The sequence below is a fragment of the Streptomyces spectabilis genome (assembly GCF_008704795.1).
GTDB lineage: Bacteria > Actinomycetota > Actinomycetes > Streptomycetales > Streptomycetaceae > Streptomyces > Streptomyces spectabilis.
Genome location: NZ_CP023690.1, coordinates 7,608,311 through 7,629,332 on the forward strand (window position 1 = coordinate 7,608,311; position 21,022 = coordinate 7,629,332).

Sequence of the window (21,022 nt, forward strand, 5' to 3'; positions counted from 1 at the left end):
GGTGCGACCGGCGGCGCGAGCGGTGGCGAGAGCGACGAACTGCGCTACGTCTACGCGGTGTGCCGCCCGCTGCCCGGGCCGCTGCACGCCGACCTCACCGGGGTCGGCGGCGCGCCGCCCCGGCAGCTGGCCCACGAGGGCCTGGTGGCCGTCCTCAGCCCCGTCCCGGCCCGGGACTTCGGCCTCGAACCGCTGCGCGCGCACCTGGAGGACCTGGACTGGCTGGCCGAGACCGCCCGCGCCCACCAGCACGTCATCGGCGCGCTCGCCGCCGTGACGTGCCCGCTGCCGCTGCGGCTCGCGACGGTGTTCCGGGACGACAGCGGCGTACGCGCCATGCTGGAGAGCGAGCACGGACGCCTGTGCCGGATCCTCGACCGCATCGAGGGGCACGTCGAGTGGGGGGTGAAGGTGTGGCTGCACGCGGAGGCCGGTGGCTCCGCGTCCGCCGAGTCGTCGTCCGCCCGGTCGTCGCGGCCGCGCGGGGCTCCCGCGTCCGGGCGCGACTACCTGCGCCGGCGCAAGGCGCAGCGCACGGCGGGCGAGGAGGCCACCGCGCGGGCCGAGGTGTTCGCGCGGCGGCTGCACGCCGAGCTTGCCCGGTCCGCCGCCGCGTCCCGGCAGCACCCGCCGCAGAGCCCGGCCCTCGCCGGTACGGGCTCCGGTCTGAACATCCTCAACGCGGCCTATCTGGTGCCCCGTTCGTACGCGGAGGAGTTCCTGGAGCTGATCGGCCGCACCGAGGGCAGCCAGCCGGGCCTGCGCGTCGAGGTGACGGGACCCTGGGCGGCGTACTCCTTCACGGACGACACGGACGACACGGACGACACGGACGACATGGAGGGCGAATGACGGCGATCGAGCCCCTGCACGGCCGGGAGATCGCCCTCGTCGACCTCCTCGACCGGCTGCTCGCCGGCGGCGTGGTCATCGCGGGCGACCTCACCCTGCGCATCGCGGACGTGGACCTCGTGCGCGTCGACCTGAAGGCGCTGATCAGCACGGTCGGCGCGGCGGTGCCGTCGCCCTGGCCCGACAACTGAAGCCGTCGCCCTGGCCCGACGACCGAACGGGAGCCGACCGTGGACCTCGAACCCCAGACCGTGGAGCGCGATCTCGTCGCCCTCGTCCTCACCGTCGTCGAGCTGCTGCGCCAGCTCATGGAGCGCCAGGCGCTGCGCCGCTTCGACACCGGTGAACTGACGGAGGACCAGGAGGAGCGGATCGGGCTCACGCTGATGCTCCTGGAGGAGCGGATGACCGAGTTGCGCGAGCGCTACGGACTGCGGCCCGAGGACCTGAATCTGGACCTCGGGCCGCTGGGGCCGCTGCTGCCGAGGGAGTAGTGCACCCGGTGGGGTGACGGACCCCGTGGGGTGACTACCACCGGTACCAGTGCGGCCGCGTCCGGGGCGCGCCCGGGCCCGTGCCGCGGGGCAGCAAGGCGAGCAGCAGGACGAACAGCAGGGTCAGAAGAAGCAGAACCATGGCGTGCACCTCCTGCCTTCCGGGTATCCCCGGAAGGCCCGGGCACACGCTCCGGGTCACCGTCGGCAGAGCACCTCACCGTGCAGCACCGCGAACCAGCCGTCCGGTGCGCGCCCCCACTCCCGCCAGGCCTGAGCGACGGCCCGCAGCCGCCCGGTGTCGGCGTGCCCGCTCTCGACCGCGCGGTCCGCGTACCCGGACGCCACCGTCCGGTCCGCCCAGAGCCCGGCCCACCAGGCGCGCTCGTCGGGGGTGCTGTAGCACCAGGTGCTCGCCCCCGCGGTGACGTCGGTGAAACCGGCTTCCAGGGCCCAGGACTTGAGGGCGCGGCCCGCGTCCGGCTCCCCGCCGTTCGCACGGGCCACGCGCCGGTACAGGTCGAGCCAGTCGTCCATGCCGGGCGTGCGCGGATGCCAGGTCATCGCCGCGTAGTCGCTGTCGCGGGCGGCGACGATGCCGCCGGGCGCGCAGACGCGGCGCATCTCGCGCAGCGCGCGCACCGGGTCGCCCACGTGCTGGAGCACCTGGTGGGCGTGGACGACGTCGAAGGAGCCGTCCGGGTAGTCGAGGGCGTGCACGTCCCCGACGGCGAACTCCACGTTGCCCAGGCCCCGTTCGGCGGCCGTCGCGCGCGCCTGGTCCAGGATCCCCGGCGCCCGGTCGAGACCGGTGACGTGCCCGTCGGGGACGAGCGCCGCGAGGTCGGCGGTGATGGTTCCGGGCCCGCAGCCGATGTCGAGCACCTTCATGTGCGCCCGGAGCGAGCCGACGAGGTACGCGGCGGAGTTGGCGGCGGTGCGCCAGGTGTGGGACCGCAGGACCGACTCGTGGTGGCCGTGCGTGTAGACGGCCGCGTCGCGTCGCGGCCCGTCCGCCGAGGCGTGGTGAGACATGCGCTGTGACATGTCTGGACTGTACGCCGCCGTACCGGATGGTGAGACCTGTGTGTCAGGATGCGGACAAGAGTTGTGAAGGGCGGTACACCGTCAGCGCCTCCGGCAGCTTCTCGATCAGCAACTCGCCCTCAACCGGCGTGATCTCGCCGTCGTACGCCACCACGGTGCCGGGCGCCAGGCCCTCCACGCGCAGCCTGCGGCGGCGGATCGAGGTCTGCACGGGGGAGCGCTCCACCGGCGAGGTGAGAGCGGCCGCGAGCAGTCGCGTGCCGGGCCTGCGGCCGCCGTGCACGACGCGGACGTCGAGGAGCCCGTCGGCGAGGTCGAACCGCCGCGAGGGCGCGAGGCCCAGGCGGTTGTACACGCAGTTCCCGGCGAACAGCAGCCACAGCGCCCGCTCGGTGCCCTGGAACTCGGCCCGCAGCGGCTGCCGGTCCGAGCGCAGCACGCGGGCGGCCGCGAGGACCCCGGCGGGCCAGCCGCCGATCCGCGGCGACCACCGCTCGCGCTCGCGCACCAGCTCGGGGTAGACGCCGAGGCTGAAGGTGTTGAGGAAGTACCCGTCGCCGCGGCCCGCGCTGAAGCGCCCCACGTCCACCGCGACCGCGTCCCCCGCCTCGATCGCGGCGGCCACCTCGCGCGGGTCGTCGGCGCCCAGGTCCTGCGCGAAGTGGTTGAGCGTGCCGCCCGGCACCACCACGAGCGGGACGTCGTGCCGCAGGGCGGCGGCCGCCGCCGCGTTGACGGTGCCGTCGCCGCCGCACACCCCGAGGACCCGCGCGCGCTCCGCCGCCTTGTCCAGCTCGGCGGCCACCTCGCCCGGCGCGCACCGCACCACCTCGGCGTGCGGCAGCGCGTCGAGCAGCGGGCGCACCCGCTCCGGGGTCCGCGCACCCTCGTTCACGACCACCACCAGGCCGCGCCCGCCGGGCAGGGCGGGGGCGTCGACGCGCGGGCGGCCCGGCGGCGGCAGCTGGGACCGGGTCGGCACCAGGCCGCGCACGGCGAAGGCGGCGCCCGCGCCCAGGGCGGCACCGGCCAGCACGTCGCTCGGGAAGTGCACGCCGGTGTACACCCGGGACAGGGCGACGGCACCGGCGAGCGGCGCGACGGCCGCGCCCAGGCCGCGCGACTCCAGAGCCACACCCGTGGCGAAGGCGGCGGCGGACGCGGCGTGGCCCGAGGGGAACGACGTGGTGAGCGGCTGGCGCTTGAGCCGCCGCATCAGGGGCACGCCGTCGAGGAGCGGCCGCGCGCGGCGCACCGAGCGCTTGCCGAGGGTGTTGATGGTCGCGGACGCGAGCGCGAGCGAGGCCACGCCGCGCACGGCGGCGCGCCGGGCCCGGGGGTGCCGGGTCGCCGCGAGCGCGGCGCCCGTGGCGAACCACAGCACGCCGTGGTTGGCCGCCCGGCTCAGCCGCGGCAGGGCCTGGTCGGCCCCGGGCCAGTGCCGCTCGGCCACGGCGGTGAAGACCCGGCAGTCCAGGGAGACGAGGCGGGCCTTGGGCCCACGGGCGGGGGGCAGGGGAAGCTCGGCGTCAGGACTCATGGAACCCGGGTACCCGGGGAACGCCGCGGCCAACGGCCGAGTGATCCACCCCACGCCGGACGGCCCCGGTCCCCGTCCGCGGGCCGCGGACCCGGGGCCGCGGACCCGGGGCCGGGGGGCCGGGGGGCCGGGGGACAAAAGCATTTGCCGCCCACGAGCGGGCCCACGGACAATCGCCCTATGGGACATCTAGAGGCCGCGCACATCGAGTACTACCTTCCGGACGGCCGGGCGCTGCTCGGAGATGTCTCCTTCCGCGTCGCCGAGGGCACGTCCGCCGCCCTCGTGGGGCCGAACGGCGCGGGCAAGACCACCCTCCTCAAGCTGATCGCGGGCGAGCTGCGCCCGCACGGCGGCACGGTCACGGTCAGCGGCGGCCTCGGCGTCATGCCCCAGTTCGTCGGCTCCGTGCGGGACGCGACGACGGTGCGCGACCTGCTCGTCTCGGTGGCCCACCCGCGGATCCGCGAGGCCGCGCGAGCCGTCGACGCCGCCGAGCACGCCCTGATGACCGTCGACGACGAGGCCGCCCAGCTCCAGTACGCGCAGTCCCTCGCCGACTGGGCCGAGGCCCGGGGGTACGAGGCGGAGACGCTGTGGGACATCTGCACCACGGCCGCGCTCGGCGTGCCGTACGAGAAGGCGCAGTGGCGCGAGGTCCGCACGCTCTCCGGCGGCGAGCAGAAGCGCCTGGTCCTGGAGGCGCTGCTGCGCGGCACCGACGAGGTGCTGCTCCTCGACGAGCCCGACAACTACCTGGACGTCCCCGGCAAGCGCTGGCTGGAGGAGCGCCTGAAGGAGACCCGCAAGACCGTCCTGTTCGTCAGCCACGACCGCGAGCTCCTCGCCCGCGCCGCGGACCGGATCGTCAGCGTGGAGCCCAGCCCCGCGGGCTCCGACGTGTGGGTGCACGGCGCCGGCTTCGCCACGTACCACGAGGCGCGCCAGGAGCGCTTCGCGCGCTTCGAGGAGCTGCGCCGCCGCTGGGACGAGAAGCACGCGCAGCTCAAGAAGCTCGTGCTCGACATGCAGCAGTACGCGTCGCGCAGCGACGAGATGGCCTCGCGCTACCAGGCGGCCAGGACGCGCCTGCGGAAGTTCGAGGAGGCCGGGCCGCCGCCCGAGCCGCCGCGCAAGCAGGACATCACCATGCGCCTGCACGGAGGGCGCACCGGCGTGCGGGCCGTGACCTGCAAGGACCTTGAGCTCACAGGCCTGATGCACCCCTTCGACCTGGAGGTGTTCTACGGCGAGCGCGTGGCCGTGCTCGGTTCGAACGGCTCGGGCAAGTCCCACTTCCTGCGCCTCCTGGCGGGCGACCCCGAGAGCCCGGTGGCGCACACCGGCGCGTGGAAGCTCGGCGCCCGCGTCGTGCCGGGGCACTTCGCGCAGACGCACGCCCACCCCGAGCTGGAGGGCCGCACCCTCCTCGACATCCTGTGGCGCGAGCACGCCAAGGACAGGGGCGCGGCGATGTCCCGGCTGCGCCGCTACGAGCTGACCGCGCAGGCCGAGCAGCGCTTCGAGAAGCTGTCCGGCGGCCAGCAGGCCCGCTTCCAGATCCTCCTCCTCGAACTCCAGGGCGCCACCGCCCTGCTGCTCGACGAGCCCACGGACAACCTGGACCTGGAGTCAGCCGAGGCGCTCCAGGAAGGCCTGGAGGCGTACGAGGGCACGGTGCTCGCGGTCACCCACGACCGCTGGTTCGCCCGCTCCTTCGACCGCTTCCTCGTCTTCGGCACCGACGGCCGGGTCCGCGAGACCTCGGGCCCCGTCTGGGACGAGCGCAGGGTGGAGCGCGCGCGGTAGCGTGGCCGACAGCGCAGGGAATTCCGTCGTACGCTGCGCAGTTGGAGAGACCGTGTCCGTGAGGACGTCCTTCAGGACGGGCGACGTCGACGAGGCAAGGCAGCTCATCGAGGCCACGTACTACAGCAACTTCATGGACGTGTGCGAAGGGCCCCGGCCCTTCAGCGCGCGGTACGACATCGGGGAGCTGGGGGCGCTCACGCTCGGCGACATGAGCTGCGGGGCCGACGTCCGCATGCGCTTCGGCGAGCTGGGCGCCTACCACGTCAACATCCCGCTCAGCGGCCACCTGTCCTGGCGGCAGGGCCCCGTGCCCGGCACGACGGCCACCCCCGGCAGCGCGGCGGTCTACCAGCCGGTGGGCGACACCGTCCTGGAGCGCTGGTCCGGCGACTGCCGGCTGCTCGCCGTGAAGCTGGACCGGGCCGCCCTCGAAGGGCGTCTGGAGCAGCTCATCGGCAGGCCCGTGCGCGGCCCGGTGGCCTTCGGCCCGGTCTTCGACACCCGGCGCGGCGCCGGGCGCGGCTGGGCCCGCCTCGTGCGCACCGTCGTGGCGGACCTGCGCGAGGACGACGGCGTCCTGACCCACCCGCTGGTCGCCGAGCCGCTCCAGGAGGCCCTCCTGAACGGCCTGCTGCTCGCCGCCGACCACCGCTACCGCGACCGGCTCGCCGACCCCGTGCACCAGCTGCGCCCCGCCCCCGTCAAGCGCGTGATGGACGCCGTGCAGGCGCGCCCCGAGCACCCGTTCACCACCGCGTCCCTCGCCGCCGAGGGCCGCGTCGGCGTGCGCTGGCTCCAGGAGGCCTTCCGCCGCTACGTGGGCATGTCCCCGATGGCGTACGTACGGGACGTGCGGCTCGCGCGGGTCCGCGAGGAGCTGCTCGGGGCCGGGCCCGGGGAGCGGTCCGTGAGCGAGGTCGCCCACCGCTGGGGCTTCACCCACCTCGGCCGGTTCGCCGAGCAGTACCGGGGGCGGTTCGGGGAGCTGCCCTCGCAGACGCTGCGGCGCTGACCGCGCGCGCCGGTCCCGCCGTGTGCGCTATCCGGACGCGGTGCGCTATCCGGACAGGACCTGCGCACAGCGGATCGTCGGTGCCGGGGCACACGCCTAACGTGACTCTGTCGCCGGGTGGACCGGTCGCGTCGCGGGGGTCCTAGCCTTCTCCCGGGGCGCGGGCCGAAGACGGAACCCCGGTACTTCCGGCCCGGCTCCGCTGAGCGCCGGGCCGGTTTCGGACCGGCGGGCCCGGTCGTTCCCCCTGGCATTCCCCCGTGTGCCATCGGGCCCGCCTCTCCGAACGCCTCCGGCTCTTCTCCGGCCCCTCTCCGGTGGTTCGCGCCGCGCCTCCCCGTCAGACTCGACCCGGGACCGACCGCACACGGCAGCCGGGACGACGGACGGGAGACGGCATGAGCACCAGCGCGGACCGACAGGTCCTGGAGCGGCACGGCCAGGCCCTCGACCGGTTCACCGACCGGGTCCACGCGGTCCGCCACGACCAGTGGGACGCCCCGACGCCCTGCGACCGGTGGACGGTCCGCGACCTCGTCGGCCACCTCGTGTCCGAGCAGCTGTGGGTTCCGCCGCTCGTCCGCGACGGCGCCACCGTAGAAGCGGTCGGCGACGCCTTCGACGGCGATCAGCTCGGCCCCGACCCCGTCGCCGCCTGGGACCGCGCCGCCGCGGCGGCCCGCGCCGCGTTCCGCGCGCCGCACGCGCTCACGGGCACCGTGCACCTCAGCTACGGCGACACCCCCGCGCGCGACTACTGCGCCCAGATGACCACCGACCTGGTGGTGCACACCTGGGACCTGGCGCGCGCCATCGGCGCCGACGAGCGCCTGCCCGACGAGCTGGTCGCCGCGGCCGCGCGCGAAGTCGCCCCGTACGCGGCCGACCTCGCGAAGAGCGGCCTGTTCGCCCCGCCGGTGGCGCCACCACCGGGGGCGGACGCGCAGACGGAACTCCTGTGCCTGCTGGGCCGTACCCCCTGACCCGGCCCCGCGCGCCCCTCAGCCGGTGGGGCCCGTGCCGCCGTCGGGCGCGGCACGGCTGATGTCGGCGAGCGCGGACGCCGGGTCCTGCTCGATCGCCAGGTCGCCGAGGCTCACCATGCCCACCGGGCGTCCGTCCTGCACGACCGGCAGCCTGCGCACCGCGTGGTCGCGCATCAGGCCGACCGCCGCCGCCACTTCGTCGTCGGGGCCCACCACCACCGGGTTCGGGGTGCACACGGCCTGCGCGCTGACCGTCAGCGGGTCGGCGCCCTCGGCCACGGCCCGCAGCGTGATGTCCCGGTCGGTGAGCACCCCCACCACCTGGTCGCCGTGCGCCACGACGACGTCGCCGATGTCCTGGGCGCGCATCAGCTGCGCGGCCTCGACCAGCGAGGCGTCGGGCCTGACCGCGACGACCCCTGGTGTCATGACTTCCCTCACGTACTCCGCCATGTCCGCAGAGACCTCCTTCGTCCGTCGGCGATGCGACCCCGCCCGCAGTACCCCTGTGGCGCCCCTCCATGCCTCGGCGGGACGGGGGCGCGCGATCCGGCGCGCGGCCGAGGTTTGCCCGGTTCGGCGGGGGAGACCCGGGGCGTGACCTCCCTCACACCGAAGCCTTCACCCAGAGGGGAGGAGCGGTCATGGCGGTTCTCGCCGTGTTCATTCCGGTGCTGCTGCTGGGCGTGGTGCTCGCGCTCGGCCGGTACGAGGAGCTGTTGCTGCCACCCGCGGAACGGTCCGAAGAACCCTTCGAGCCCTTCGTGGGCGACGGCGCGCACCGCGCCCTGTGACGGACGCGGCCGGGCGGTGCCCGGGCCCCACACCGGACGCCGCCCGAACGGGTCCTAGCCGCGCTTGCCGCCGCCCGGCAGGAACTCCTGCACCTTCGCCTTGAGCCCCTGCTTCACCACCGCGCCCCGCTCGGCGTCGCCCTTGAGCAGGGCCGCCGCGGTCGACTCCAGCTGCTCCCAGGTGGCGTGCGGCGGAATCGGCGGCACCGCCGGGTCCGTGACGAACTCGACGACGGCCGGACCCTCCGCCGCCAGGCCCGCGCGCCAGCCCGCGGCCACGTCCTCCGGCTTCTCCACCCGCACGCCCGTGAGCCCGATCGAGCGCGCGAAGTCCGCGTACGGCACGTCCGGCAGGGACTGGGACGCCTGGAACGTCGGGGCGCCGCCCATCGCCCGCAGCTCCCACGTCACCTGGTTGAGGTCCCGGTTGTTCCACACCCCGACGACGAGCCGCGGATCGTCCCAGCGGTGCCGGTACTTGGCCGCCGTGATCAGCTCCGCCATGCCGTTCATCTGCATCGCGCCGTCGCCGACGAGCGCCACGACCGGCCGGTTGGGGTGCGCGAACTTCGCGCCGATCGCGTACGGCACCCCGCAGCCCATCGTCGCGAGGGTGCCGGACAGCGAGGCCCGCATGTCGCCGCGCAGCGTCAGATGGCGCGCGTACCAGTTGGCCGTGGAGCCCGAGTCGGAGGTGACGATCGCGTCCGTGGGGAGCAGCGGGTCCAGGGCCCGCGCCACGTGCTCGGGGTTGAGGGGGTCGGCGCTCAGCCCCGCCCTGCGGTCCAGGACGCCGTGCCACCGCTCCACGTTCGCCCGCACCTGGGCGTGCCAGTCGCGGCCCGCCGCCGCGCGCTCCTTCGAGACCATCGGGATCAGCTGCCGCAGCGTGGCGCGCGCGTCACCGACCAGGTTCACCTCGTACGGGTAGCGCATGCCGACCATGTGCGGGTCGATGTCGATCTGCACGGCGCGGACCTTCCCGTACTCCGGCAGGAACTGCGCGTAGGGGAAGCTGGAGCCGATCGTCAGGAGCGTGTCGCAGTCGCGCATCAGCTCGTAGGAGGGGCGGGTGCCGAGCAGCCCGATCGCGCCCGTGACGTACGGCAGTTCGTCGCTCAGCGCGTCCTTGCCGAGCAGCGCCTTGGCGACGCCCGCGCCGAGCAGCTCCGCCAGCTCCTCGACCTCGGCGCGGGCACCCGCGGCGCCCTGGCCGATCAGGACCGCCGCCCTGGTCCCGGAGTTCAGCACGTCGGCGGCCCGCTCCAGGGCGGTCGGCGAGGGCAGCGCCGTCCACGCGCTGCGGTCCAGGCTGGACGGCACCATCTTGAAGGCGTGCGTGGGCGGGTGGTAGTCGAGCTCCTGGACGTCGCCGGGGAGGATCACGGCGGTGGGGCAGCGGCGGGCGTACGCGGTGCGGATCGCGCGGTCGAGGACGTTCGGCAGCTGCTCGGGCACCGTCACGGTCTCCACGTAGTCGGACGCCACGTCCTTGAACAGCGTGTGCAGGTCGACCTCCTGCTGGTACGAGCCCCCCATCGCGGAGCGGTGCGTCTGCCCGACCAGGGCGAGCACCGGCACGTGGTCCAGCTTCGCGTCGTACAGGCCGTTGAGGAGGTGGATCGCGCCGGGCCCCGAGGTCGCCGCGCACACCCCGAGCCGCCGGCCGAACTTGGCGTAGCCGACGGCTTCGAACGCCGCCATCTCCTCGTGCCTGGCCTGGATGAACCGCGGCCGGTCGTCGGCGCGGCCCCAGGCCGCGAGGAGGCCGTTGATGCCGTCGCCGGGGTAGCCGAAGACGCAGTCGACGTCCCAGGCCCGCAGCCGTTCCAGGATGTGGTCGGCGACCTTCGCGCTCATGAGGTGTCCTTCCGGTGCCGGGCGTTGATGTCCGTCACGGCCGGGTTTCCTCGGGCGCCCGGGGAAAACCCGCGCCCCGCAGGCCCGGCGTTTGGTGCCGGGCGCGAGGGGCAGGCGGAAGGAAGTGCTTCGGAACGGAGGCACGTCCGTGGGAGAGGCTTCACTCGCCCCGGGTGTGCCCTGACGCGGCACGTGCCCGCACTCCCACGGTGACCGTGCGACCCAAAGCACCGGCAAGGGAGTTGTGAGCACTATGCCCACGGACGCAGTACGTCCCGAGGAAGCCGCGGCGGTCCCCGAAGAGACCACAGAAGAGACCACAGCAGAGACCACGTCGGGCACGGCGCACCGCACGCGCCCGCACCGCGGCCGTTCCACCCAGCACCCCCAGCACACCCAGCGCGCCACGGCACCGTCCCGCGCCTCCCAGAGGAGCCCCCGCACCGGGCGCTCGCGCGCCTCCCGTCACCCCCACGACGACGCCCCCGACACCGCCGCGGCGTTCGCCAAGCTATGCGAACTCCCGCACGGGCCCGAACGGGACGCCCTGCGCGAGGAGCTCGTGCGCGCCTGGCTGCCCATGGCCGAGCGCCTCGCGGGCCGGTTCCGCAACCGCGGCGAGTCCCTCGACGACCTGCGGCAGGTCGCGGCCCTCGGCCTGGTGAAGGCCGTCGACCGCTACGACCCGGAGCGCGGCAACGCCTTCGAGAGCTACGCCGTGCCCACCGTCACCGGCGAGATCAAGCGCCACTTCCGCGACCACATGTGGACCCTGCACGTGCCCCGGCGCGTCCAGGACCTGCGCAACCGCGTGCGGTTCGCCTGCCAGGACCTCTCCCAGACCGTGTCCGGGCGCGCCCCGACCATCGCCGAGATCGCCGAGCGGGCCGGGATGAGCGAGGAGGACGCGGCCACCGGTCTGGAGGCCCTCGACAGCTTCACCGCGCTGTCCCTGGACGCCGAACTGCCCGGCAGCGACGACGGCTACGCGCTGCGCGACACGCTCGGCGGCCCCGACCCGGCGCTCGACGTCGTCGTGGACCGCGAGGCCGTCAAACCGCGCCTCGCGGCCCTGCCCGAGCGCGAACGGGCCATCCTCTACATGCGGTTCTTCGGCGACATGACGCAGAGCCGCATCGCCGAGCACCTGGGGATCTCCCAGATGCACGTGTCGCGCCTCATCAGCCGCTGCTGCGGCCGGCTGCGGGACGAGATCACCCGCGACCTGACGCGGCACGCGGCCCGCCCGCACCCCGCGGCCTCCGGCGAGATCACCCGGGACGCCGCATAGCGAGCGCGATGTGACGGGACATCACATCCACGGCGCGCGCCTCCGCCATCGAGAAGGCGAGGCGCGCGCCGGTCCGGAAGAGGCTGAGCACCCCCTCCGGCGGGCCGCCCGGGTCCGCCGTCAGGGCCACGCACAGCAGGGACGTCACCTGGGCCCGTACGAGCACCGGCGCCCCGGAGGCGTCCCGGCCGAAGCCGTCCTCGGGGTGCGGCCGCACCTGGAGGACGGGCGCCCCGCAGCGCACCGTCTCCATCACCAGGGGACAGTCGGCGGGATCCTGCGCGAGGACGTCCGCCACCGGCCCGCCCCGGGGCCCGAGCACCGTGGTGCGGCGCGGCCGCGCGCCGGCCTCGTCGGTGATCACCCAGTCCGCGAACGTGCCGTGCAGGACGTCGGCGGCGCGCCGCAGCACCTCGGCGGGTTCGCCCGGCGGGGCCGTGAGCAGCGCCGCCGTCATCATGTCCGACAGTTCGAGCAGCTCGGCGTGGCGGGTCGTCTCGGCCAGGTCGGGGGCGGCCCGGGCCCGGCGGGAGCCGAAGGTGCCGTGGTCGCAGGGCCGGGGGTCGTCCGCCCCCACGGGCTGCAGGACCACGAGGAGGACCGTGCGGGGCTCCGTGCCGGGCCGCAGCCCGGTCAGCGTCGCCCGCAGCGGCTGCTCCGGGCGCGGCTGGAGGCGCACCGTCAGGCTCCGGTCGCCCTCGCCCCGGGCGACCGCCGCGGCCTGCGAGCGGAACGCGATCCCGTCGGACGACGTCAGGAAGCCGGAAAGGGGCCGCCCGGTCGCGTATCCGCCGCGCACCCCCGTCAGGCCCGTCGCCGCCACGTTCATGCGCCGCACCACGGTCTCGCCGTCGACGAGCACCACCGGCAGCGGGAAGCGCTGGAACACCGCGCGCAGCAGCCGCTGTTCGTCGCGGTCGGACGCGGCGGCCGCCGTCGGGCCGTCCACCGAGATCCGCTCGAGCCCCGGCCACAGCCGCTCGGCCGCGTGGTCCAGCTCGAACAGGGCCGCGTCGAGCATGGTGCGGAGGTCGCCGGACGGCACGGCGCGCGACGCCTTCAACTCCGCGACGCGGCGCACGAAGTCCGCGAGTTCCTCACCGAACTCCTCAGTCTGGGGCATGCGTCGAACGTAGCCGCTGGGCCCGTTTTCCGGAGGCCCTCACGGGAAGCCGCACAGGTGGGAAGTGAGGAGGAGAGCGCCATGCCGATGCCGATCGGACCCGCAGGACCGGAAGGACCGGAATCCGCCCTGCCGCAGCGCAGGCTGTCGGAACTCGCCGAGCAGGCCGTGCGGTGCACCGCCGCGTGCTGCGGCGCGGGCACCACGGTCACCGACGGCGGCGACGAACTGCCCACCGCCGTCACCCACCCCGACCTCGCCGGACTCGTCTCCGTCCAGCTCCGCTCCGGCGAGGGGCCCATTCCGGCCGCGCAGGAGCGCGGCGCGCCGGTGGACGCCGCCGACCTGCTGCGCGACGAACGCTGGCCCGAATACCGCGCCCTCGCCCTGGACTCCGGCGTCCGCGCGAGCGTGACGCTGCCGTTCAGGCGCTCCGGCCTCACCCTCACCCTCAGCCTGTTCAGCTTCCGCCCCGGCAGCCTGGACGACGTGAGCTGCGGCCCCGCGCAGGCGCTCGGCGACCTCGCGACGACCGGCCTGGTCCGCGACCGCCACTACCGCGCCGCCCTCACCGAGCTGGACCACCTGGGCGAGGCGCTGCGCACCCGGCCCGTCGTCGACCAGGCCCGCGGCATCATCATGCACGTCCTGAGCTGCGACGCGGACCAGGCCTTCGGTCTGCTGCGGCGCATCTCCCAGACCACGAACCGCAAGCTCTCCGAGGTCTCGGCGGTCCTGGTGGACACGCGCGGCCGCGGCCTGGAACGCGAGCTGACCACGCTGGCCAGGCGCGACGGCGAGTGAGCGGGCGCCCGGCCGCCCGGCCCGACCGCTCGTAGGTGGGGAAGCCTTAGGCCGTCCGGCGCGGGACGACGAGCGCGGGCCGCGCGGAACGGCTCGAATGAACGCATGCGCACTTCCGTCCCGCTGACCCTGGCCCCCTTGGCCCTGGCCCTGTACCCCCTCCTCGCCCTCGCGCCGCCCGCCCACGCGGAGGGCGGCCCGGCGGCCGCCGAGGTCACCCCGGCGCGCGTCGCGCCCGGCGAGCAGGTCACCGTCTCGGTCGCCTGCCCGGCCACCGCCGCCACGGCCCCGCAGACGATGGACGCCAGCTCCCAGGCCTTCGAGCAGGGCACCGTCACGCTCCGGCGCGTACCGGATCAGCAGAACCAGAACCCCGGCGCCGCCGGCTACCAGGGCACCGCCCGCATCGCCCCCACCACCGGCTTCGAGGACGGCGGCCCGAACACCGCGGGTCCCGTGTCGGAGTGGTCCGTGGACGGCGTCTGCCACGACGACGGCCAGTGGCAGGCCACGTTCACGGTCACCCGCGCCGCGCCGGGCCCCTCGCACACGGCGCCCGCGCACACGGCGTCCGCGCCCGCCGCGCCGCACGGCGTCCGCGCGGGCGAGGGCGGCACCTTCACCGACTCACCGGTGGCCCTCGCCGCCGGTGGCGTCCTGGTGGCGGGCGCGTGCGCCGCCGCCGTCCACCGGCTGCGCCGCGATCGCGCCTCCGCGCGCTGACCGCCGCACGGAGCAACGCGCCCGCCGTCGGACGATGGAGCGGCGCCGCCGTGGGGTACGCACAGACCCGACGGCACGCGGATGGCCACACGGGTGGCCAGGGGAGCGCACGGAGGTGCCCATGCGGCGGACGGACCACGCGGGGCACGGGCGCGTCCGGTCGGGCCCGCCCCTGCCGGAGCCGGGTCTTCCGGTCCTGCCGGAGCTCGCCGCCGTGGCCGCGGCCGCGGCGGGCCACAGCCACGCGCCCCCGCCCGGTGGCGACCCGGCGCTGCGCGCGGCGGCGAGCGGCTACTGGGACCGCCGCGGCCTGCCCGTCGAGCCGGAGCACGTCGCCGCCGCGCCCGGCGCGGCCCCCCTGCTGCTCGCCGTCGCCGCCGCCCTCGGCGGCGACGTCCTGCTGCCCCGGCCGTGCGCCGCCTGGTGGGAGCCCCAGGTGCGGCTCCTGGGCCGCTCCGTCTACCACGTGCCGACCCCCGCCGAGTGCGGCGGCGTGCCCGACGCGTACGCCCTCCTGGAGACCGTCCGGCGCGTCCGCGCCGAGGGCGGCGCGCCGCGCCTGCTCGTGCTCTCCGTCGCCGACGACCCGACCGCGACCGTGCCGCCGCCCGACGCCGTCCACGAGGCCGTCGAGGCCGCCGCGGGCGAGGGCCTGCACATCGTGAGCGACGAGACGTGGCGCGACACCCTGCACCGCCCGCATGACACCGTCCTGATCGGCCCCGCCGGGATGGCCCCGGGGCGGGTCACCGTCGTCAGTGACCTCGCCGGTGCCTTCCTGCCGCCCGCCCTGCCCGCCGCTGTCGCCCGCTTCCCCGCGGACGGTCCCGGCGCCGCGCTGCGCGCCCGCGCCCTCGACGTGCTGACGGCCCTGGGCGCGACCCTGGCCGCGCCGGCCGCCGCCGCGGCGGCGTACGCGCTCGGCGAGCCGGAAGGGATCACCGCACGGCTGGCCGCCGCCAACCGGCTGCACGCGCGCCTCGCCGCCGCCCTCCGGGAGACCGCCGTCGGCGCGGGCGCGCTCGCCCGGCCGCCGGTGGCCGGCCGACACGTGTACGCCGACCTCGGCCCGCTGCGCGCCGGTCTCGCCGCGCGCGGCGTCACGGACGCGCAGGAGCTGGAGGACCACCTCCAGGAGCGGCTCGGCCTGCCCGCCCCCGGCGGCCACCGCTTCGGCGACGACATCGACGCGCTGCGCGTACGCCTGTCCACGGGACCGCTCCTCGGGCCGGACCCCGAGGAGCGGTCCGGTGCGCTCGGCGCCCCGGAGCCATTGGAATCGCCGCACGTGGCGCGGGCGCTGGCCAGGATCGGCTCGGCCCTCGACGACCTCCGCGCGGAAGCACAGCGATGGGAGCCCCCTCGGTGACGCAGACACAGCAGCAGCCCCAGGGCACGGAGCGGGCCCGACGGGCGGGCACAGCGGACGCGGCAGACATGGCGGATACGGCGGACACAGCGGGCGCGGCCCGGGCGCGCACGCCCGTCCGCCGCCCGGCCGCCCCGGCGGCAGTGCCCCGCTCGCCGCGCCTGTGGCCCAAGTCGTTCGCGGACCGGCTCACCGCGCCGCTGCCGGGCCTGCGGGCCTTCGCGCGGTTCGCCCGCGAGGGCGCGCTCCGGCCCGCCCCCGCGGGCCTCGCCGACATCGCCCGGCTGCCCTTCGCACCGGGACCGCTGCCGCGTGCCGACGCCCGTACCGTCGCCGTGACCTGGGCGGGCCACGCCAGCTGGGTCGTCAGGATCGGCGGCCTCACCGTCCTCACCGACCCCGTCTGGTCCCGGCGGATCCTCGGCACCCCCGCCCGGGTCACGCCGGTGGGCGTGGCCTGGGACGCGCTGCCGCGGGTCGACGCCGTCGTCATCAGCCACAACCACTACGACCACCTCGACGCGCCCACCCTCAAGCGGCTGCCGCGCGGGACGCCGCTGTTCGTACCCGCCGGGCTCGGGCGGTGGTTCGTCAGACGGCGCTTCACGCGGGTCACCGAGCTCGACTGGTGGGAGAGCGCCGAACTCGACGGCGTCCGCTTCGGTTTCGTGCCCGCGCACCACTGGTCCAAGCGCGGGCTCAGGGACACCTGCCGGAGCCTGTGGGGCGGGTGGGTGCTCACCGACGCCGAGGGACAGCGGGTGTACTTCGCCGGGGACACCGGGTACGGGCACTGGTTCGCCCGCATCGGGGAGCGGTACCCCGGGATCGACCTCGCCCTGCTGCCCATCGGGGCGTACGAGCCGCGGTGGTGGCTGCGGGACGTGCACTGCGACCCGGAGGAGGCGGTGCGGGCCGCGCGCGACGTCGGGGCGCGGCGGATGGCCCCCATGCACTGGGGCACGTTCCTGCTGTCCGCCGAGCCGGTGCTCGAACCCTTGGAGCGCGTGCGCGCCGCCTGGGCCGCGGCCGGCCTCGCCCCCGGCGACCTCTGGGACCTGCCGGTGGGCGGCTCGCGGGTCCTGGGTCCCGGCTAGGCCCTCTCCGACGGGGCGCCGCGCGGGCGCAGCCGGCGCCACAGGGCCGGGGCCGCGCTGATGACGACGGTGAGGCCCACCGCAAGGGCCACGCCCTGCCAGGGCTCCCTGAAGAGGGAGCCGCCGAGGATGCCGATGAGCTGGTAGGTGACCGCCCAGGCGAGGCACGCGGGGAGGTTGCCGCGGGCGAACCGGCGCAGCGGCATCCCCGCCAGGAGGCAGGCCAGCATGACGGGAAGGCGGCCCGCGGGGACGAGCCGGGACAGGACGAGGACCAGGACGCCGTGGTCCCGGAGCTTGTCCTGGGCGCGGGCGAGCCGCTCCTCGGGGGCGCGGTCGCGGATCGCCTCCAGCCAGCGCGACCCGTTCTTGGAGCGCATGCCCCGCTGCCCGAGCCAGTAGAGGCCGACGTCGCCGCAGAACGCCGCGAGCGAGGCCACGCCGAACACGACGAGCAGCGCGAAGGGCGAGGTGTCGGTCTGGTGGAAGGCGACCACCGCGGCCGAGCTGACCAGCGCGCCCGTCGGCACCACCGGCACGAGCGCGCCGACCACCACGAGCAGGAAGAGCGACGGATAGCCGACCGCCTGCTGCGTGGAGTCCGGCGACACCTGGGCCGCGGCGGCAAGGATCATCGGGCGGCCTCCGGCCGGACGCTCTCGCCGTGCGCGAGGCGGTGCACCGCCACGTCCGGCGCCCGGCGCGCGGCCTGCCGCACGAACTCGTCGCCCGGCGTGTGGAACTCGTGCGGCCGCACCGCGTCCATGCCGATCGGCCAGTACGTGCCGTAGTGCACCGGCACGGCGCTGCGCGGCGCGATCCGGGCCAGGGCCTCGGCGGCGCGCGCCGGGTCGAGATGGCCGTGGCCCAGATAGGGGCCCCAGCCGCCGACCGGGAGCAGCGCCACGTCGACGGCGCCGACCTCGTCGGCCATCGCGTCGAACAGGCCGGTGTCCCCGGCGAAGTACGTACGGGCCGCGCCCTGGACGACGTACCCGAGCGCGGGGGAGCGGTGCGGCCCCACCGGCAGCCGGCGGCCGTCGTGCAGGGCGGGCACCACCCGCACGACCACGCCGCCGTCGCCGACGGGCACCTCGTCGCCCGGCTCGACCTCCGTGAACCGCAGGTGGGACAGGCGGCGAAGCCCCGGCACGGAGCGCGCCGCGCCGCGCGGGAGCAGGGCCCGGGTGCCCGGCGCGAGGCGGGCGAGGGACGGCACGTGCAGATGGTCGGCGTGCAGGTGGGAGAGCAGGACGACGTCGGCCACGGCCGCCTCGGGGGGCGGCAGGGCGCCCCGGCGGCGGCGCAAGTGCGCGAGCCTGCGCACGAAGAGAGGATCGGTCAGCACCCGCGTCCCGGAATCCTCGACCGTACAGGTGGCATGGCCCCACCAAGTGACCGTGACGTCCGGCCGCACCGTTCCTCCTTCGTGTGACTGTCTCCGAGCCTACGGCCAGGAGTAGTGTCGTCGGCTGACGCCAGAGGTGAGGGGGACGCCATGGGAAACACCTGCGGGGTGCCGGCCCGCGCGGTGCGGGTGGCCGCCATCGCCAGCCTGACGCCCCTGGAGGAGCTGGACAGCGACCCGTTCCTCGTCGACTCGCGCAGCCAGCACGCGATGTGCGCGCGCTGGGCCGCCGCCCACGGCTACGTGGTGACCCGGGAGCTCGTGGTGCGCGGCCTGCGCGCCGATCACGCCGTCTTCTGGAACGACGTCGACGCGGGCCTCGTCGACCTGTTCGTGGTCCCGTGCCGCCGGGTCCTGGAGCGGGCGCTGCGCTCCGCCGACGAGTTCACCGAGGAGTGCGCGCGGCGCGGTGTCCGCATCGAGACCGCGGGCTTCGAAGAGCCCTGCTACGACTCCCACATGAAGGCCCGCGTCCACCGCCGCCTCTCCATGCCGACCGCGGGCTACGACGGCTGCTGACCCCCGCCCGCCTGCTGCGGCCCCCGGGCTGTGACAGGCTGAGGCGAAGGTCAGATCGTGAGGCGGGCGGAGCGCTGTGCGTGGTGGTCGGTGGCGGACGGTGGGGCGCGGCCTCGGGCGGGTGGTCGCCGTCTGGGCGGTGAGCACGCTCACGATGCTGGTCCTCGCGGGGATCCTGCCGGACTTCAAGCTCCAGTCCGACGACGGCGACAGCGCCACCCGCATCGCCGTGACCGCGGCCCTCGGCGCGGGCGCCTTCGGTCTGCTCTCCGCCCTGGTGTGGCCGCTGCTCGTCCGGGCCCTGCTGCTCGTCCCCGCCCTGGTCATCGGTCTGCTCACCTTCTTCCTCAACGGGTCGCTGCTGCTGCTCGCCCTCCGGCTCATCCCCGACGGCCGCGGGGACGCGAACGCGGAGACCGCCGTGGTCGTCGCGGCCGTGATGTCGGCGGTGGCGTCGGCGACGGGCGGCGCGCTCGCCGTCCGCGACGACGACGCCTACCGGCGCCGCCTGTACCGCCTCGCGGACCGAAGACGCCGCCGCGGCGAAGGGCCGCGGCACGCCACAACGCCGGGCACGGTCTTCCTCCAGCTCGACGGCGTCGGCCACGACGTCCTGTGCCGCGCCGCGCGCAAGGGCGTGCTGCCCACCGTCGCCCGCTGGCTCGGCGCCGACGAGGGGCCCGGCGCGCGCGCCACGCACCGGCTCACGCCCTGGCGCACCGACTGGTCGAGCCAGACCGGCGCGAGCCAGCTCGGCATCCTGCACGGCAGCAACCACGACGTGCCCGCCTTCCGCTGGTACGAGAAGGACACCGGCGAGGTCATGGTGTCCAACCGGCCCGCGTCCGCCGTGGAGCTCCAGCGGCGCGCGATCGCCCGCACCGGCGACGGCGGACTGCTCACCTACGACGGCGCCAGCCGCGGCAACCTCTTCAGCGGCGGCGCCGAGCAGCTCGCGCTCGTGCTCTCCATGGCCGCCCGGCGCGGCAAGGAGAACCGCTCGCGCGCCGGGTACTTCGCGTACTTCTCCGACCCCGCCAACGCCGTCCGCACCGCCCTGTCCTTCGTCGCCGAGGTCGGCCGCGAGATCGGCGAGTCGACCCGCGCCCGCCTGCGCCGACGCCGCCCGCGGGTGAGCCGGGGCGGCCTGTACCCCTTCATCCGCGCCTTCGCGACCGTCGTCGAGCGCGACGTCGTGGTCGCCGCCGTCATCGGGGACATGCTCGCCGGGCGGGCCGCCGTCTACGCCGACCTCGTGGCGTACGACGAGGTCGCCCACCACTCCGGGCCCACGAGCGGCGACGCCGAGAAGGTCCTCAGACGGCTCGACCGGTCGCTCGCGCTGCTCGCCCAGGTCGCCGAGCACGCGCCCCGGCCTTACCGCATCGTGCTGCTCTCCGACCACGGCCAGAGCCCCGGCGAGACCTACCGCGCCCGCTACGGCCTGACCCTCGGCGACCTGGTGCGCGCCGGCTGCGGACTGCCCGTGCCGCGCAGGGCGCGCCGCACCCGTAGCGGCGCCGAGGCCCGCGCGGCGGTGCGCGCCGCGCTGCGCAGGCCCGTGGAGGAGGGCACCGGCGAGCACCGGCCGCGCCGCCTGGCCGAGCCCATCGTGCTCGCGTCCGGGAACCTGGGGCTCGTCTCCTTCCCCGACGTGCCCCACCGCATGACGCGCGAGGAGATCGACCGGCGCCACCCCGCGCTCCTGCCGACGCTCGCCAACCACCCCGGCATCGGCTTCCTGCTGGTGCGCAGCGAGGACCGCGGACCCCTCGTCCTGGGCGCGCGCGGCGCCGAGGTGTACCTGGACGAGCTGCCCGCCGACGCGGGCCCGGACGCCCTCGGGCCGCTCGCCGACTTCGGGCCCGGCGCCGCCGACGCCGTGCGGCGCACCGACGGCTTCCCGCACACCGCCGACATCATGGTCAACTCCGCGTACGACCCGCTGGACGGCGAAGTCCTCGCGTTCGAGGAGCAGATCGGCTCGCACGGCGGGCTCGGCGGCGCCCAGTCCCGGCCGTTCCTGCTGTCCCCGCTCGTGCTCTCGCGGCCCGTCGCCGAGGGCGCGGAACTCGTCGGCGCGGAGGCCGTGCACCACGTCCTGCGGTGCTGGCTGCACGAGGCGCACGGGCCGGAAGTGCCCCGCGTCACACCTGCGGATGATCGCCTTCCGGACCCGTTGGCACCGACAGCATTTCCGGCCGCCGACCACGTCGTACAGGACAAAACGCAGTGATTTTGCGGCGCGTCCCCGGTGCCCGACCATGGGCCCGCGCCCGGTGATCCCGGGC

The 21,022-nt window shown here is 75.7% G+C and carries 21 protein-coding genes; 14 read left to right on the forward strand and 7 right to left on the reverse strand.

Annotation, left to right across the window (positions count from 1 at the left end):
* Positions 1–39 precede the first annotated feature (39 nt).
* Genes CP982_RS33185 through CP982_RS33195 form a run of 3 tightly spaced genes read left to right on the forward strand, consistent with a single transcriptional unit; the run spans position 40 to position 1,346 of the window.
* Positions 40–852, forward strand: a complete 813-nt coding sequence (locus CP982_RS33185) for a GvpL/GvpF family gas vesicle protein (RefSeq protein WP_229878729.1) — start codon at positions 40–42, stop codon at positions 850–852.
* Entirely contained in the window at positions 849–1,043 is a 195-nt protein-coding gene (locus tag CP982_RS33190) for a gas vesicle protein (RefSeq protein WP_144321779.1), read from the forward strand. Before CP982_RS33185 ends, CP982_RS33190 begins: the two co-directional genes overlap by 4 nt.
* Before the next feature lie 39 nt (positions 1,044–1,082).
* Positions 1,083–1,346: a gas vesicle protein K gene (locus CP982_RS33195; RefSeq protein WP_150513831.1), complete on the forward strand. Its 264-nt coding sequence runs from the start codon at positions 1,083–1,085 to the stop codon at positions 1,344–1,346.
* Positions 1,347–1,544: 198 nt separating this feature from the next.
* Here the strand turns inward: CP982_RS33195 and CP982_RS33200 are convergent, their stop codons facing one another.
* Together CP982_RS33200 and CP982_RS33205 are read right to left on the reverse strand one after the other, a co-directional pair.
* On the reverse strand, positions 1,545–2,393 hold the full coding sequence (locus CP982_RS33200; protein ID WP_229878610.1) for a methyltransferase domain-containing protein: 849 nt from the start codon (positions 2,391–2,393) through the stop codon (positions 1,545–1,547).
* A gap of 43 nt (positions 2,394–2,436) precedes the next feature.
* Positions 2,437–3,933, reverse strand: a complete 1,497-nt coding sequence (locus CP982_RS33205; RefSeq protein ID WP_150513832.1) for a bifunctional phosphatase PAP2/diacylglycerol kinase family protein — start codon at positions 3,931–3,933, stop codon at positions 2,437–2,439.
* Between the two features lie 180 nt (positions 3,934–4,113).
* Here CP982_RS33205 and CP982_RS33210 point away from each other — a divergent pair, with 180 nt between their 5' ends.
* From CP982_RS33210 to CP982_RS33220, 3 genes are all read left to right on the forward strand, one after another.
* Positions 4,114–5,742 (forward strand): ABC-F family ATP-binding cassette domain-containing protein, encoded by a 1,629-nt coding sequence (locus tag CP982_RS33210; RefSeq protein ID WP_150513833.1) that lies wholly within the window; start codon positions 4,114–4,116, stop codon positions 5,740–5,742.
* Positions 5,743–5,794: 52 nt separating this feature from the next.
* A complete protein-coding gene (locus tag CP982_RS33215) occupies positions 5,795–6,757 on the forward strand; it encodes an AraC family transcriptional regulator (protein WP_229878608.1) in 963 nt (320 codons plus the stop codon).
* Between the two features lie 398 nt (positions 6,758–7,155).
* Complete coding sequence (locus tag CP982_RS33220) at positions 7,156–7,740, forward strand: TIGR03086 family metal-binding protein (RefSeq protein ID WP_150513834.1); 585 nt, start codon at positions 7,156–7,158, stop codon at positions 7,738–7,740.
* An 18-nt stretch (positions 7,741–7,758) separates the two neighbouring features.
* On the opposite strand, the gene CP982_RS33225 is transcribed toward CP982_RS33220, so the two are convergent.
* Positions 7,759–8,196, reverse strand: a complete 438-nt coding sequence (locus tag CP982_RS33225; protein WP_150513835.1) for a CBS domain-containing protein — start codon at positions 8,194–8,196, stop codon at positions 7,759–7,761.
* Positions 8,197–8,387: 191 nt separating this feature from the next.
* Between CP982_RS33225 and CP982_RS41925 the strand changes: the two genes are divergently transcribed.
* A complete protein-coding gene (locus CP982_RS41925; RefSeq protein WP_170316535.1) occupies positions 8,388–8,537 on the forward strand; it encodes a hypothetical protein in 150 nt (49 codons plus the stop codon).
* A gap of 54 nt (positions 8,538–8,591) precedes the next feature.
* Here CP982_RS41925 and CP982_RS33230 read toward each other — a convergent pair whose 3' ends face one another.
* Positions 8,592–10,397: a thiamine pyrophosphate-requiring protein gene (locus tag CP982_RS33230; RefSeq protein WP_150513836.1), complete on the reverse strand. Its 1,806-nt coding sequence runs from the start codon at positions 10,395–10,397 to the stop codon at positions 8,592–8,594.
* 253 nt (positions 10,398–10,650) lie between these two features.
* On the opposite strand from CP982_RS33230, the gene CP982_RS33235 reads away from it, so the two are divergent.
* Positions 10,651–11,688, forward strand: coding sequence for an RNA polymerase sigma factor SigF (locus CP982_RS33235; RefSeq protein ID WP_170316536.1), 1,038 nt, complete (start codon positions 10,651–10,653; stop codon positions 11,686–11,688).
* Here the strand turns inward: CP982_RS33235 and CP982_RS33240 are convergent.
* Complete coding sequence (locus tag CP982_RS33240) at positions 11,669–12,811, reverse strand: PAS domain protein (protein ID WP_150513837.1); 1,143 nt, start codon at positions 12,809–12,811, stop codon at positions 11,669–11,671. The two genes, CP982_RS33235 and CP982_RS33240, sit on opposite strands and share 20 nt — an antisense overlap.
* A gap of 81 nt (positions 12,812–12,892) precedes the next feature.
* Between CP982_RS33240 and CP982_RS33245 the strand changes: the two genes are divergently transcribed.
* From CP982_RS33245 to CP982_RS33260, 4 genes are all read left to right on the forward strand, one after another.
* Positions 12,893–13,615: an ANTAR domain-containing response regulator gene (locus tag CP982_RS33245; RefSeq protein ID WP_150513838.1), complete on the forward strand. Its 723-nt coding sequence runs from the start codon at positions 12,893–12,895 to the stop codon at positions 13,613–13,615.
* Positions 13,616–13,720: 105 nt separating this feature from the next.
* The gene (locus CP982_RS33250; RefSeq protein WP_150513839.1) at positions 13,721–14,338 is read left to right on the forward strand and encodes a hypothetical protein; all 618 of its coding nucleotides are present in this window, start codon (positions 13,721–13,723) and stop codon (positions 14,336–14,338) included.
* Positions 14,339–14,459: 121 nt separating this feature from the next.
* Positions 14,460–15,707 carry an aminotransferase class I/II-fold pyridoxal phosphate-dependent enzyme gene (locus tag CP982_RS33255; RefSeq protein WP_150513840.1) on the forward strand — a complete coding sequence of 416 codons (1,248 nt, stop codon included), beginning with the start codon at positions 14,460–14,462 and terminating at the stop codon, positions 15,705–15,707.
* 68 nt (positions 15,708–15,775) lie between these two features.
* Positions 15,776–16,804: an MBL fold metallo-hydrolase gene (locus tag CP982_RS33260; RefSeq protein ID WP_150515842.1), complete on the forward strand. Its 1,029-nt coding sequence runs from the start codon at positions 15,776–15,778 to the stop codon at positions 16,802–16,804.
* On the opposite strand, the gene CP982_RS33265 is transcribed toward CP982_RS33260, so the two are convergent.
* Together CP982_RS33265 and CP982_RS33270 are read right to left on the reverse strand one after the other, a co-directional pair.
* Entirely contained in the window at positions 16,801–17,439 is a 639-nt protein-coding gene (locus CP982_RS33265; protein ID WP_150513841.1) for a DedA family protein, read from the reverse strand. The genes CP982_RS33260 and CP982_RS33265 overlap by 4 nt on opposite strands.
* The gene (locus CP982_RS33270; RefSeq protein ID WP_150513842.1) at positions 17,436–18,221 is read right to left on the reverse strand and encodes an MBL fold metallo-hydrolase; all 786 of its coding nucleotides are present in this window, start codon (positions 18,219–18,221) and stop codon (positions 17,436–17,438) included. The genes CP982_RS33265 and CP982_RS33270 overlap by 4 nt, the downstream gene beginning before the upstream one ends.
* An 81-nt stretch (positions 18,222–18,302) precedes the next feature.
* Here CP982_RS33270 and CP982_RS33275 point away from each other — a divergent pair, with 81 nt between their 5' ends.
* Both CP982_RS33275 and CP982_RS33280 read left to right on the forward strand, forming a co-directional pair.
* Positions 18,303–18,731 (forward strand): recombinase family protein, encoded by a 429-nt coding sequence (locus CP982_RS33275; RefSeq protein ID WP_150513843.1) that lies wholly within the window; start codon positions 18,303–18,305, stop codon positions 18,729–18,731.
* Between the two features lie 76 nt (positions 18,732–18,807).
* Positions 18,808–20,967 carry a phage holin family protein gene (locus tag CP982_RS33280; protein ID WP_184925589.1) on the forward strand — a complete coding sequence of 720 codons (2,160 nt, stop codon included), beginning with the start codon at positions 18,808–18,810 and terminating at the stop codon, positions 20,965–20,967.
* The last annotated feature ends 55 nt before the right edge of the window (positions 20,968–21,022 follow it).

Excerpts from the sequence above, each read along its gene's own strand:
- CP982_RS33260 (WP_150515842.1), top strand. The coding sequence starts at position 15,776 with ATGGCGGATACGGCGGACACAGCGGGCGCGGCCCGGGCGCGCACGCCC.
- CP982_RS33250 (WP_150513839.1), top strand. The coding sequence starts at position 13,721 with ATGCGCACTTCCGTCCCGCTGACCCTGGCCCCCTTGGCCCTGGCCCTG.
- CP982_RS33200 (WP_229878610.1), bottom strand. The coding sequence starts at position 2,393 with ATGTCACAGCGCATGTCTCACCACGCCTCGGCGGACGGGCCGCGACGC.
- CP982_RS41925 (WP_170316535.1), top strand. The coding sequence starts at position 8,388 with ATGGCGGTTCTCGCCGTGTTCATTCCGGTGCTGCTGCTGGGCGTGGTG.
- CP982_RS33255 (WP_150513840.1), top strand. The coding sequence starts at position 14,460 with ATGCGGCGGACGGACCACGCGGGGCACGGGCGCGTCCGGTCGGGCCCG.
- CP982_RS33240 (WP_150513837.1), bottom strand. The coding sequence starts at position 12,811 with ATGCCCCAGACTGAGGAGTTCGGTGAGGAACTCGCGGACTTCGTGCGC.
- CP982_RS33230 (WP_150513836.1), bottom strand. The coding sequence starts at position 10,397 with ATGAGCGCGAAGGTCGCCGACCACATCCTGGAACGGCTGCGGGCCTGG.
- CP982_RS33220 (WP_150513834.1), top strand. The coding sequence starts at position 7,156 with ATGAGCACCAGCGCGGACCGACAGGTCCTGGAGCGGCACGGCCAGGCC.
- CP982_RS33205 (WP_150513832.1), bottom strand. The coding sequence starts at position 3,933 with ATGAGTCCTGACGCCGAGCTTCCCCTGCCCCCCGCCCGTGGGCCCAAG.
- CP982_RS33235 (WP_170316536.1), top strand. The coding sequence starts at position 10,651 with ATGCCCACGGACGCAGTACGTCCCGAGGAAGCCGCGGCGGTCCCCGAA.
- CP982_RS33225 (WP_150513835.1), bottom strand. The coding sequence starts at position 8,196 with ATGGCGGAGTACGTGAGGGAAGTCATGACACCAGGGGTCGTCGCGGTC.
- CP982_RS33245 (WP_150513838.1), top strand. The coding sequence starts at position 12,893 with ATGCCGATGCCGATCGGACCCGCAGGACCGGAAGGACCGGAATCCGCC.
- CP982_RS33265 (WP_150513841.1), bottom strand. The coding sequence starts at position 17,439 with ATGATCCTTGCCGCCGCGGCCCAGGTGTCGCCGGACTCCACGCAGCAG.
- CP982_RS33210 (WP_150513833.1), top strand. The coding sequence starts at position 4,114 with ATGGGACATCTAGAGGCCGCGCACATCGAGTACTACCTTCCGGACGGC.
- CP982_RS33275 (WP_150513843.1), top strand. The coding sequence starts at position 18,303 with ATGGGAAACACCTGCGGGGTGCCGGCCCGCGCGGTGCGGGTGGCCGCC.
- CP982_RS33190 (WP_144321779.1), top strand. The coding sequence starts at position 849 with ATGACGGCGATCGAGCCCCTGCACGGCCGGGAGATCGCCCTCGTCGAC.